Here is a 12,393-nt window from a genome sequence, read left to right as displayed (position 1 = left end):
CGCAAGGTCGGCGCCCGGGCACGCTTGCGGGCCGTGACTGAAGAAGTTGAATGACCACGACGTCTGGGCGGCCCCTTGCGTCCACGCTGTGGGATTGAACTGATCGGCCCCGGGAAAACGGCTGGTGTCGCGGTGGTTGAAGGTGTTGACGATCATCACTTGTGTTCCCGCGGGCACCATCTCGCCGTCCCACTCGGTGGGCCCGGTGAGGGTTCGCGCCAAGACGGGCGTGCTGGGCCAGAGGCGCATCGCTTCCGATAGGCAGCCCACGAGGTAGTCGTGAGCACCGTGTGCGTCGATCGCGTTCTGCGCGTTGAGGAGAATCTCGGGGTGTGTGGCCAGCAGCGCCAGACACCGCCAGAGATTGATGGCCAGGGTGTCACCCATCGCGAACATCCAGTGGATGACCTGATGGGTCGGGTACGTGATGTCGGAGGTGCGTGCCGCCGCGAATTGTCCGACCAGGCTGTGTGCGTCCGCGGCGTGGACGTAGCGGCTCAGCGCGCTCAGGAAGGTGTCGAAGAGCTCGGGGTCTCCCTTGCCGGGCGGGTTCGCTCTGGCCATCAGCGTCACGAGTTGCGCCGATATCTGTCGGTCGTCAGCTGCGTTGTCTCCGAGAATGATTCGGCGCGCGATTCGCTGTAGCGCGCTATGAAACCCTGGCCAGTCAAGGTTGTCGGGCATGGCTCGGGCTTCCTGGTCCGCGACCGTGTCGCAGCGGTGGGCGACCGCCCCGCTGCCGGCGGCGTGTGCCAGGACGGCTTCGGTGAATCGGCGGCGGTCGGACCAATGGTCGCCTCGTGAGATGGTCAGGGCGTGCGGCTGGAATTTGTTCATTCCGGAGAGTTTGGGTTCGGGGTCGGACGCGAAAGGCTCTGGCGCGTGGGAGAGTACGAAACGGATCTGATCCGGGCCGAAGACGAGCAGCGTGGGCTTGCTTCCCACTTTCATCCAGATCGGTCCATCACCGTAGCGCCGACGCAGCGCGGTGAGCAGCCGGTGTGCGCGACGGGCGACACCGGCTCGGTTGAGCGCAGCGGTGACCGCGGGCCGGCGGCTGAAGAGGCCCTCGGCCACGTTGGGCAGCGCCACCAGCGTGGTGAAGCGCAGACTTTCGAGCGTCGTGGTGCGCGGCAGGGCGGCTGCGCGACTCGTCAAAGTGCCGCACTTTTCACGAGGGCGGCGTCGATGTGGCTGAGCAGTGCACGGCGCGCGGGTTTGGCTTCGGGAACGGGCAGCAGCGGGTAGACGTGAATCGCCCCGGGCTGCTCGTGGTAGGCAATGCGGCCGGTGCCGATGCCGTCCCGCAGCCGACGGCAGTCGGCGACGAAGATGTCGCGATCACCGACATAGAGGTCGATCGGTGGAAGATTGTGCAGCGCACCAAAGATGGGACTGACCCGGTGGTCGTTCGCCGGGAGGTGTCCGGCCCACACGCGGCCGCACTCGCGAAGGCCGGGAACCGCGAGCCAGGGGTCGCGCTTGGCGAGGGTCGGGATGGCGGGATTGGTCAGCGCGATGTCGAGCCACGGGCTGATCAGGGTGAGCCCGAGCGGCGGGGTGGCTCCGGCGCTGATGGTCGCCTGGGTAGCGGCGAGCGCCAGGCCCGCGCCGGAAGAATCACCGGCCAGATAGGTCGGCCCATCGTGCGCGGCTCGGCCCATCACGTGCCCGACGAAGTCGATCGCTTCCTCGGCACGATGCTGCGGCGCGAGTCCGTAGAGGGGGACGTGCACAGGGCGCCGGGTCGCGTCGGCGATCGCGCAGACGAGTTTCCAGTGCGCCGGCACGATTTGGTTGACGTAGGCACCCCCGTGGACGTAGACCACCGACGGACCGCGGGTAGGAATGGGCGCACCGCCCGCTGATTGCACTGTGTAGCAGCCGAACCCGCTCACGGTGGCGCTGGTCAGATGGTAACGAGCCGACGTCGCGAGCCGCGACGGTGGTTCGCCGCTTTTCTTCGGGCGATTCAGGAAAGCGCGGGCACTCCGTTCCGTTGCGTAGGTGCGAGGTCGACGAACGAGCCGCCCGTAGGTAGCGATGGCATGCATCTGCCAGGACATCGGTCTGGGTCAGCTCACGAGCGGCGTCACCGTGCGACCGCAATCTTGAAGACGGCGCTGGTGATGGTTCCGAATGCGTTCCTGCCGCCGATGAATAGCCGTTTGGTGTCGTAGCCCGCGACGTCTTTCATGTTCTGCCCGCCGAAGCGGGCCGCGGCGCCGTCGGGCAGGACGACCTCGAGGCCGAGCAGTCCGTGGCGGATCGCGAGACGTTCCTCGCCGGTCGCGTTGGCGACCAGCTCGCCGACGGTCCGGTCGAGGCCCTCGGTCGGGATGGCCGGGCAGGTCACGCCTTGCTCGTGGAGTTTGCGTGAGAGGTCGTCGAGGGTGACCGCGGCGCCGACCACCAGGTTCAAGTTGCCGGTGTTGACCTCGATCGAGGTGTCGTCGCCGTCGGCCTGCGTCGCGACGGCCGGATGACCTTCCAGCGCCGCGCGCACGGCGGCCTCGAACGCAGGCAGCGCGGGCTCTTCCGGCGAGGGTTCGGGCAGCATGATGCCGGGGTTGAAGGTGTGCGCGGGATCGAAGACTTGCTTGAGGATGCGTTGGGCGGCGATCTCGACCGGGGTGAAGCGTTTGGTCATGAATTGGATTTTCTCCGTCCCGACGCCGTGCTCGCCGGTGATGGTGCCATCCAGCTTCAATGCCGCTTCGATGATTTCGTTGTTGGCGGCCTCCAAAGCCGCGGGCGCGTCGGGGTTCTCCTTGTCGTAGAAGGTGGTCGGGTGCAGGTCCCCGTCTCCGGCATGTCCGGTCACAGCGATGAACAGCAGGGCGTCCGAGTGTCGTTTGGCAGCGTGCTGGATGGCCTGCTGCATCTCCGGAATGTGTTGGCGCGGGACGGTGACGTCGCCGATGAAGAAGCCTTTGCCGCTGTGCACGACGGCGTCCGGGGCGTGCAGCCGTCCGTACCAGAGCTTGGCGCGGGCGTCGTCGTCGTCGGCGCGGCGCACCTCGGTGGCGTGTTGTCGCAGAACCTTTTCGACGATCGCGGCGTCGCGGTCGACCTCGTCGGCGGTCCCGTCGACGTCGATGAGCACGATCGCGTCGGCGTCGGTGGGATATCCCGTGTCCGTGAACTGCTGCAGGCCGTTGATGCCGGCCCGGTCGAGCCATTCGACCGCCGCGGGCACGGTCCCGGTCCGGATGATCGCGGAGATGGTTTCGGCTGCCTCCCGGGCGGTGTCGAAGCTGCCCATCAGGCTGCGAGTGACCGGAGCAATCGGGCGCAACGCGACGGTCGCCTCCGTGAGGATCGCAAGGGTGCCTTCCGACCCGATCAGCACACCGAGCAGATCCGGGCCGTCGTCGGCCGCGCTGAGGTGGATCACGGTGCCATCGGCCAGAACCGCTTCGACACCGAGGACGTGGTTGTAGGTAACGCCGTACTTGAGAGCGTGTGGCCCACCGGCATTTTCTATGATGTTGCCACCGACGCTCGCCAGATGTGCCGATACCGGGTCGGGTGAGAACACCAGTTTGTGTGGGGCCAGCCGCTGCTGCAGATCGAAGTTGATGACACCGGGCTGGACTCGAGCGGTGCGAGCTGCCGGGTCGATGTCGAGGATCTGGTTCATCTGTGTCAGGTCGATCACCACGCGATCCGCGCCGGCCATCACTCCGGCACTGCAGTTCGATGCGCCGGCGCGGGTAACCAACGAAACGTGGTGTTCGGCAGCCACTTTGACCGCGGCGACGACGTCGTCGCGACTGTGCGGGCGCAGCACCAGGCCAGGTCGTTGGCCGAAACCCCAGTAATCTCTGGCGTGTTCGGCCAGGGTGGCCTCGTCGGCGGCCACCGCGTCGCGGCCCTGGAGCGCCGCGGCGAACGCCGAGATGATCGTGCCATCCACCGAATGTCTCCTAGTTGCCGAATCCCGCGGGCACGGGTGTCGTGCGGGCGTTGATCAGGGTGGGTCGGTCGCGGTCGGCGATGCCGGCTTGGACCAACTCGAATACCTCGTCGGAGCTGTGTGCTTCGTGGGCGTCGACGCCGTAGCTGGCCGCGGTTCCGACGATGTCGAGGCCGGGGATGTCGAGCCCGGGAACGTTCGGGGTCTTCTCCCAGACGCCAAACTCTTTGACCACGCCGTATTCGGCGTTGGACGCCACCACCACGGTGACGGGGATGTTGTAGCGTGCCGCGCTCCACAGCGCGGTGATCGCGTAGTGGATGGAGCCGTCGCCCATCAACGACACGACCGGACGGTCGGGAGCCGCGATTTGAGCACCGACCGATGCCGGCAGCCCCCAGCCGAGTCCGCCACCCGCGGCCGACAGGTGTGAGAGCGGATTGCCCGGGCGGATGCTTTCGGTCATGACGATCTCGTTGCTGCCCGCTTCGCTGACCCACAATGTGTCCGCGGGTGCGGCGTGAGCAACGGCGGTCCATAGATCCGCGGGCTTGAGCGGCACCTGCTCCGAGACCCGTTCCGGGACTGCGGCGCGCGGGGCGGGCGCGGAGCGCTGGGTGGGTTTGACCGCCGCCGCGAGGGCCCGGGTGGTGGCGCGAATGTCGGCGACGATCGCGTCACCGACGGGGGCGCGGGCGGCCTCGTCGGGATCGTTGGTGATCTGGATCAGGCGTGCGCCGCTGGGCAGGTACGGCCCGGGCACCAATGGGTAGTAGCGAAAGACCGGTGTACCGATCGTGAGGATCAGGTCGTGGCCGGCGAGGAGTCCGGAGATCCACCCCGCCCCCGGAGGTAGAGCGCCGTGGTAGAGCCGGTGATTCTCCGGGAACCCGCTCCAACCGGTCAATGGTGCGGTGTATACCGGTGATTCGGTGCGCTCGGCCAGCTCGATCACCGCGTCGTAGGCGTCGTAACGGTCGATATCGCCGCCGACGACGATCGCCGGCGAGGCGGCTGCGTCGAGTTGTGCACCGACCTGTTCGGCCAGCTCGGTCGGGAAACCCGTCGCGTGGGTCACGGTGCGATCGCGCACCACCGTGATATCAGCGAGCTGGTCGTCGGTCAGTTCGATCGGCATGTCATCCATCGGCAGCGACACGAACACCGGACCCATCGGCGGGGTGGTGGCCAGGTGGATGGCCCGGGCCAGCACGGCCGGGGACTCACTGGCGGTCGCCGGCTCGGCGGCCCACTTCACGAACGGCTTTGGTGTCGTGGTGGGTTCGTGGTTGGTCAGCAGGCAGTACTGGTTTTGCATGTTGCGGCGCTGGTTGCCCGCGGTGATGATCAGCGGCGTCTTGTTGACGTAGGCGTTGTAGATCTGGCCTTGCGCGTTACCCATGCCCGGGGCGGTGTGCAGGTTGACCACGGCGGGGCGGCGGGTGACTTGCGCGTAGGCGTCGGCCATCCCGACCGGGATCATCTCCTGAAGGCCCAGGAAGTAGCGGAAGTCGTCGGGAAAGTCTTGCAGCAGCGCTAGTTCCGACGAGCCGGGGTTGCCGAACCAGGTGGTCAGATGGTGCGAACGGAACAGGTCGAGGATGGCGTCGCGCACGGTGGTCATAGGTGGCTTTCGTTCGAAGTTGTGGAAGGAGTCAGTCGAGTTCCCCGGGCACGGGGCTCAGCGCCCAGTTCAGGGCGAAGTCGGCGACTTCTTCCCATCCCGGTGCGCCGCAGGTGAAGTGGTCTCGCTCGGGGAAGAGTTTGTAGGCGGTGATCGCGGCCGAGTGTTTGGCGTTTTTGGTGTAGTTCTCGTGCTGTACCGCGGGTGGCAGGATGTGGTCGTGGCCGCCGGCGATGAACAGCAGCGGCGCGCGATCGTCGTTGGCGAAGTTGTAGGTGGTGGCCGCGTGGGGCGTGACGTTGGCCAGGCCGCCCTGGAACAAGATCCGCGCCGGCACCGGAACCGCGTACCGCTCATAGGCGCTCGCAGAGTCGGCTTCGGTGAGTGTGTTGGTGAACGCGTAATGGAATTGCTCGGCTGTGATGGGCACCGCTCGGTGCAGGTTGGCGGGATTGCTCAATACCGGAAATGTAGCCCGAATCTCCGAGAACGGCAGCGCTTTAATGCCTTTGACAGCGGCTCCGTCGATCGACACCCCGGCCCGCCCATAACCGGCGTCGAGCAGGAGCTGGACGAAGGTACCGCCGAAGGAATGGCCCATCAAGATCGGCGGCTCGGCGAGTTCCTCGATGATCTCGGCGAGATGATCAAAGACCTCCCGCACCCCGAGGTCGGCCAAGGGTGCGGGGTCCTCGCGCAGCGCGGCAACTCCGGCTGGGCCGGGGGCCACGCCGGGGTAACCCGGTGTCAGGACGGCGAAACCGCGCGCTCGGTAACGCGCGACCCAGTCCTCCCATGCCAGGGGTGTCATCCACAGGCCATGGATCAAAACAATGGTCTGATCAGAGGGGGCGTTCATAGCAAAAAGCGTGATCGCTCGGTGTGGACTGCACAATGAACAGCAGCCCAGATTTACAGTCACAAAACCTGTGCCAGCGCACAACGGGCCGCGGCGATTTACGATCCGCTACATGTTGCAGCAACGACCGCTGACCGTGCTCACCAATCGCGTGCGACAACAGTCGGCCGCAATCGTGACCAAGGTCCTCGCCCGGCTGCGCGCTGAAGTACCCGACTATTTGCCCATCGACGACGACAACGGCGAGACCGTCAGGGGCAACATCGCCGAGTACCTCGACGAAATGCTCGAGTGGATCGACCAAGGCACTGACCCTGGCCACCACAGCTTCGATTCCGCCATTCTCCACCGCGCCGGCGAAGGTCTGACGCAGTCCAGTCTGTTGCACGCCTACCGCCTCGGCGCCGCGACCATCTGGGACGAGCTCGCACGCCTGGCGGACACAGGCGAAATCGACAAGGAAGCCCTCATCGCGGCGACACCGTCCATCTTCGCCTGGATGAACACCAATTCGCTTCGCGCACACGCGGTTTTCCGCGAAGTCGACATCCGCAACGCCCGACGCAACGAACAAGTTCGCGCCGCCCTGCTCGATACGGTGCTGTTCAACGAATCCAGCATCGGAGCAGCGTTCTGGGACGCGGTCGCCATCCTCGGTCTCCCGCGGACGGGGCAGCTCACGATCATCTCGGCAACCAGCGCTGAGCCGTCGGTGGAGCATTCGCCTCCCGACATCGAGACGCTGATTTCGGCGCACCCCGCTGTCCAGGGCTCGTGGTTTCGCCTCACGTCTCATTCGCAATTGGGGGTCGTATCGCTTCGGCGAAACCGCGCCGACGCGCTGGATACCACCGCCGCGACCATCTGCACCGACATCCCCATCAGGATTGGCCTCAGCAGCCCCTTCACCGACATCGCCGACTGCTCGAAAGCCCGCGCTCAAGCTCAAGTCGCCATGTCGGCGTCGTCGAACAGTCGCCCGAGTACTCGCTACAACCGCGACGTCATCGCAGTCTTGCTCGCCAGCTCGCCAGACGCCGCCGCATCCGTCGTGACAACCACGCTGGGACCGGTACTCGAGTTGCCAACCGAACGGCGCGAACCACTCCTCACCACGGTCGACACCTGGCTGCAGCGCGGCCAGTCCGTCTCGGCCACCGCCGACGAACTGCACTGTCACCGCAACACCATCAACTACCGATTGCGCCGATTCGCCGAACTCACCGGACGACCGCTGACCGACAATTTCTGGCTGGCCCAAGTCGCGGTGGCATTGCAAGCTGCACGCACCTAGAAGAGAGACCGCGCGCGATCTGACACGACGCCCCAGGCGCCAAACGCTCTGAAAATCATTGGGACAGCTCCGGATTACCTCCTCAGCGGTCCCTAGGCATGAGCTATTCGAGCACGTTCCATGAACTCGCCAAGCACCGTGCAATCTCCTTGAACGCAGCGGCAGTTCATAGCACGGCGTCGGCAAGGCGATCCACCTGGTCGACCCCCGTGACGCAGGGATGGAACACCAGCCCATCGAAACCGAGGTCGCGGTAGGCGCGCACGGTGGCCGCCGCGTCCTCCGGGGTGGTCAGCATGTCGGCGACGTTGAGAGCTGCGTAGTCGGGTTTGAATCCGTAATAGCGCTGCAGATGCTCGCGGCCGAGCCGGACGGTGTCCTCATCACCGAACGCGAAGTTCACGCTGGCGTGTAGCAGCGGCTGCCCCGACCGGCCCGCCTCCTGCCACGCCGCGCGTGCACGATTGGCGAACGACGCCTGATTGTCGTAGTCGCGCAGGGCGCCGGCCGACCAGCCGTCGCCCATCGTCACAACCCGGCGCATGGTCGCCTCCGACCGTCCCCCGAACAGGACGGGGATGCGCACCGGCCGCGGGCACAGCGCCTTGTCGCCGGTGACCGGCGCAGCGCGCCACGCCTCGCCCAACAATCCGACCGTCTCGTCCAGAACGCGCCCCCGCCGGCGGAAGTCCACGCCAACCGCCGCGTAGTCGTCGGTCCGGTTACCCACACCCAAACCCACGATGAGCCGGTCGCCGGAGACGTCCGCGATGGTGGCGAGCTGCTTGGCGAGCAGCGCGGCCGGGTACAGCGGAGCCAGCAGAACGTTTGTGATCAAACCGATTTCACTGGTCGCGCCCGCTGCCGCGGACAACGCAACGATCGAATCGAGGCTCTCGTAGACCAGCCGGTCGATGGTGGCCAGGCCGGCGAATCCTCGTTGCTCCGCCCGGCGGGCCCACTGCACCGTCGACGGCCCGGGCACGTGGGAGATGTGGCTGGGCATACCGATTCCGAGTCGCATGACGCCCTCCGCTATTTCGACTGCGTGGTGGGTGCAAGGCTGGCATCGCCGGCGACGGAACAGCCAACGATGGGCTCGAAATGTGGATAAATCATCATCCGATGTCGCTGAATGCCTACTATTACTCATGATTGACGCGCTGGACGGACAAATCCTGCATGCCCTGCAGATATCGCCCAGAGTGCCGTTTCGCCGCATCGCCGAGGTGGTCGGAGCGACCGAACAAACGGTTGCCCGCCGCTACCACCGGCTGCGCCGGACCGGGGTCGTCCGCGTCGTGGGACTGGAGAACCCGTGGGTTGACGCCGACGCCGACTGGACCCACTGGGTGTGTCGCATCCACGCAAAGCCCGAGCGCATCCCGCAATTGGCCGACGCACTGGTCCGCAACCCGGACGTGTCCCACGCCAACGTCCTGTCCGGTTGGACCGACCTGGTGTGCACCATCCGGGCACCGCTCGGCGATAGCCGCGACGACGTACTGCTAAAACGCCTTCCGCGAACGAGTTCCGTCATCGACATCGACATCGACGCGGTGCTGCACACGTTCGGGCGTCCGCCGAGCGCGCCGTGGACGGGCTACGGGCACAAGCTCAGCGGAGCACAGGCGGCACGGATCCTGGGCGACGACCGCACACCGGCCGGCCAGCCCTCCCGGCCGGCCCCCGAGGACCGGCCCATGCTCGACGCGCTGGCCGACGACGGCCGCACCCCCTACTCGCGGCTGGCCGAACGCACCGGCTGGTCGGTAGCGCGAGTGCGCAGGCGCCTGGCGGCGCTCGAAGCGTCCGGGGCGCTGCTGTACGACGTCGACGTGCTTCCCGAGCGACTCGGTTACCACCTCAGCGCCATGCTGTGGCTGACGGTGCCACCCCGGCACACTCACCGCGTCGGAGAACAAATCGCGGCGCACGACCACGTCGCATTCGCCGCCGCCGTCAGCGGAAGGAAGAACCTGATGGCGGTGGTCATCTGTCGCGACGTCCGCGACCTGTACGGCTACCTCGCCGACCAGCTCGGGGCCATCGAAGAGATCCTCACCTACGACGTGAGCATCCGCAGCCAGCGGCTCAAGCAACACGGATCGGTGATCGCACACGGGCGGCTGATGAACCCGATCACGGCGCGCGCTGCGCGGCCATCCCCGGCCGGCTGACCCAGAACCGCTCGGCGCGGCGCACCCGGGTCGTAGAGTGAGCCACGATCGTGTCGTACCTACGGCGGCTGCGAGGAAACGATGACCGAACGCATCGAGGTTCAGCGCACCATCGCGGCGACGGCGGCGGACATCTTCGCCGTGCTGTGTGACCCCCAGGGCCATGTCGCGATCGACTCGTCCGGGATGCTGCAGGACGCGGACGGCGACCCGGTCAACGGCGTCGGCGACCAATTCGTGGTCCACATGGACCGAGAGGCGTTGAACGACTTTCCGCAATTCGGCAAGTATGACGTCACCGTGGACATCAAGGAGTTCGAACGCGATCGCCTGATCGCGTGGACGGTTCTCGGCCAGATTCAACCGCCGATCGGGCACGTCTACGGCTATCGACTCCAGCCGACCGAGGACGGCTCGGCCACCGTGGTCACCTCGTTCTACGATTGGTCGAACATCGACCCGAAGTGGCGCGAGGCCGGGATTTTCCCGATTCTGTCCGAGGGCGCATTGCGGGCCACCCTGGGCATTCTGGACCGCACGGTCCGGCGGGGTTATCCGCGCGGATAACCCGCTTTCCGGCCGAGCGCATAAACCCCGCCGCGGTTTTATCCGGCATTCGGGCGGGTATCAGGTCAGGGCTCCTCACGAAAGGACCTGAAATGTTGCATTCGGTGATTCTGGCGAGTTCGGACCCGGTCGCGGCGGGCTTTATCCTGCGCGGGATCAAGGGAATTTTCGTCGCCATCGGTAGCGTGATCGCCGCAATTGTCTGCGGATTAATCGCAATGATGAAGGGCCGCAACCCCATTGGCTGGGGAATTCTCGGGCTGTTCTTCTCGATCCTCACCCTGATCGTCGTCATCGTCATTCCCAGCAAGAAATAACCCGACGAAGGCTACCGCCCTAGTTGCGAAAGAACTTCGGCGACAACCGAATCAGCGGGCGATGAAACCTGCTCGCCCGTCGAGAGATCCTTCACGCCGACCGTCCCCGCGTCGATGTCCCGGTCGCCGAGGACCAGCGCGACCCGGGCACCCGAACGGTCGGCCGCGCGCATCGCACCCTTGAGGCCGCGGTCCCCGTAGGCCATGTCGACCCGGACGCCGCGGCCACGCAGTTGCGCGGCCAGCACCGCCAGCTTCAGCTTGGCCTGCTCGCTCAGCGGCACGCCGAACACGTCGCAGCGGGTCGCCTCCCCCACGCTCTTGCCCTCGGCGCGCAGCGCCAGCAGGGTCCGGTCGACGCCCAGCCCGAACCCGATCCCGGACAGGTCTTGGCCGCCGAGCTCGCGCATCAGGCCGTCGTAGCGGCCGCCGCCGCCGATGCCCGACTGCGCACCCAGGCCGTCGTGCACGAACTCAAAGGTGGTCTTCGTGTAGTAGTCCAGGCCGCGCACCATGCGCGGGTTGATGACGTACGGCACGCCGAGCGCGTCCAGGTGGGCCAGCACGGTGTCGAAGTGCTGCTTGGCGACGTCGGACAGGTGGTCGAGCAACACCGGCGCGTCGGCCGTCATGGCCCGCACCGCGGGGCGCTTGTCGTCGAGCACCCGCAGCGGGTTGATCTCGGCGCGCCTGCGGGTCTCGTCGTCAAGGTCAAGCCCAAACAGGAACTCCTGCAACAGTTCCCGATACTGCGGGCGGCAGCTGTCATCCCCCAGGGACGTGATCTCCAGGCGGAATCCGTCGAGCCCCAGCGACCGGAAGCCGGCGTCGGCGACCGCGATGACCTCTGCGTCAAGAGCCGGGTCGTCGACGCCGATCGCCTCCACGCCCACCTGTTGCAGCTGCCGATAGCGGCCGGCCTGCGGACGCTCGTAGCGGAAAAACGGCCCGGCGTAACAGAGTTTGACCGGCAGCGCGCCGCGGTCCAGCCCATGCTCGATCACCGCGCGCACCACCCCGGCGGTGCCCTCGGGGCGCAACGTCACCGAACGGTCGCCGCGGTCGGCGAAGGTGTACATCTCCTTGGACACCACGTCGGTCGATTCGCCGACGCCCCGGGCGAACAGCGCGGTGTCTTCGAAGACGGGCAGCTCGATGTCGCCGTAACCGGCCCGGCGGGCGGCGCCCAGCAACCCGTCGCGGACCGCCACGAACTGTGCCGAGTCGGGCGGCACGTAGTCGGGCACGCCCTTGGGAGCGGCGAACTCGGTCACGGGCTCAGCCCTTCGATGAACGGGTTGAAACGCCGCTCGGCGCCGATGGTGGTGGCGTTGCCGTGCCCGGGGAGGACCACCGTGTCGTCATCGAGCACCAGCAGTTTGCTCACGATCGAGGTCAGCAGGTCGCGGCCGCTGCCGCCGTGCAGGTCGGTGCGCCCCACCGAGCGTTCGAACAGGGTGTCACCGGTGAACACGTAGTCTTTGTCCTCCTTGTCGGACGACACCCGGAAGACCACCGACCCGCGCGTGTGCCCGGGGGTGTGGTCGACGTTGACGGTCACGCTGCCCAGGTCGAGCTTGTCGCCGTCGCGGTCCAGCTCGACGACCTGCTTGGGCTCCCGGAAGAAGGCGCC

12 protein-coding genes are annotated in these 12,393 nt (G+C 66.6%); 4 read left to right on the top strand and 8 right to left on the bottom strand.

What is annotated here, in order from left to right:
• The 5 genes from A5681_RS19845 to A5681_RS19825 all read right to left on the bottom strand — a co-directional run.
• On the bottom strand, positions 1-1,158 hold a 1,158-nt coding region (locus A5681_RS19845), incomplete at its 3' end, for a cytochrome P450 (RefSeq protein ID WP_067279005.1).
• The gene (locus A5681_RS19840; RefSeq protein ID WP_197498660.1) at positions 1,155-1,874 is read right to left on the bottom strand and encodes an alpha/beta hydrolase fold domain-containing protein; all 720 of its coding nucleotides are present in this window, start codon (positions 1,872-1,874) and stop codon (positions 1,155-1,157) included. The genes A5681_RS19845 and A5681_RS19840, both read right to left, overlap by 4 nt.
• 218 nt (positions 1,875-2,092) lie before the next feature.
• Positions 2,093-3,919 (bottom strand): FAD-binding oxidoreductase, encoded by a 1,827-nt coding sequence (locus A5681_RS19835; protein WP_067279001.1) that lies wholly within the window; start codon positions 3,917-3,919, stop codon positions 2,093-2,095.
• Positions 3,920-3,929: 10 nt separating this feature from the next.
• Positions 3,930-5,543 (bottom strand): benzoylformate decarboxylase, encoded by a 1,614-nt coding sequence (mdlC, locus tag A5681_RS19830; protein WP_067278996.1) that lies wholly within the window; start codon positions 5,541-5,543, stop codon positions 3,930-3,932.
• A gap of 31 nt (positions 5,544-5,574) precedes the next feature.
• On the bottom strand, positions 5,575-6,402 hold the full coding sequence (locus tag A5681_RS19825) for an alpha/beta hydrolase (protein ID WP_067278993.1): 828 nt from the start codon (positions 6,400-6,402) through the stop codon (positions 5,575-5,577).
• 175 nt (positions 6,403-6,577) lie between these two features.
• Between A5681_RS19825 and A5681_RS19820 the strand changes: the two genes are divergently transcribed.
• Positions 6,578-7,696 carry a PucR family transcriptional regulator gene (locus tag A5681_RS19820; RefSeq protein WP_156738069.1) on the top strand — a complete coding sequence of 373 codons (1,119 nt, stop codon included), beginning with the start codon at positions 6,578-6,580 and terminating at the stop codon, positions 7,694-7,696.
• A 166-nt stretch (positions 7,697-7,862) separates the two neighbouring features.
• On the opposite strand, the gene A5681_RS19815 is transcribed toward A5681_RS19820, so the two are convergent.
• On the bottom strand, positions 7,863-8,720 hold the full coding sequence (locus A5681_RS19815) for an LLM class flavin-dependent oxidoreductase (RefSeq protein ID WP_067278987.1): 858 nt from the start codon (positions 8,718-8,720) through the stop codon (positions 7,863-7,865).
• A 127-nt stretch (positions 8,721-8,847) separates the two neighbouring features.
• Here A5681_RS19815 and A5681_RS19810 point away from each other — a divergent pair, with 127 nt between their 5' ends.
• From A5681_RS19810 to A5681_RS19800, 3 genes are all read left to right on the top strand, one after another.
• Positions 8,848-9,876: an Lrp/AsnC family transcriptional regulator gene (locus A5681_RS19810; protein ID WP_067278984.1), complete on the top strand. Its 1,029-nt coding sequence runs from the start codon at positions 8,848-8,850 to the stop codon at positions 9,874-9,876.
• Between the two features lie 81 nt (positions 9,877-9,957).
• Positions 9,958-10,443: an SRPBCC family protein gene (locus A5681_RS19805; RefSeq protein WP_067278980.1), complete on the top strand. Its 486-nt coding sequence runs from the start codon at positions 9,958-9,960 to the stop codon at positions 10,441-10,443.
• A gap of 92 nt (positions 10,444-10,535) precedes the next feature.
• Positions 10,536-10,760 (top strand): deoxyribodipyrimidine photolyase, encoded by a 225-nt coding sequence (locus tag A5681_RS19800; RefSeq protein WP_067278977.1) that lies wholly within the window; start codon positions 10,536-10,538, stop codon positions 10,758-10,760.
• A gap of 11 nt (positions 10,761-10,771) precedes the next feature.
• Here A5681_RS19800 and hisS read toward each other — a convergent pair whose 3' ends face one another.
• Both hisS and A5681_RS19790 read right to left on the bottom strand, forming a co-directional pair.
• Positions 10,772-12,034, bottom strand: coding sequence for a histidine--tRNA ligase (hisS, locus tag A5681_RS19795; protein WP_067278974.1), 1,263 nt, complete (start codon positions 12,032-12,034; stop codon positions 10,772-10,774).
• Positions 12,031-12,393, bottom strand: a 363-nt coding sequence (locus A5681_RS19790; protein ID WP_156738068.1) for an MBL fold metallo-hydrolase, incomplete at its 5' end; no start/stop codon positions are given. The genes hisS and A5681_RS19790, both read right to left, overlap by 4 nt.

Origin of the sequence: Mycobacterium scrofulaceum (assembly GCF_001667885.1) — a bacterium.
GTDB classification, from domain to species: Bacteria; Actinomycetota; Actinomycetes; order Mycobacteriales; family Mycobacteriaceae; genus Mycobacterium; species Mycobacterium scrofulaceum_C.
Note: the sequence above shows the minus strand (reverse complement) of the source record. Positions and strands in the feature narration are given on the sequence as shown.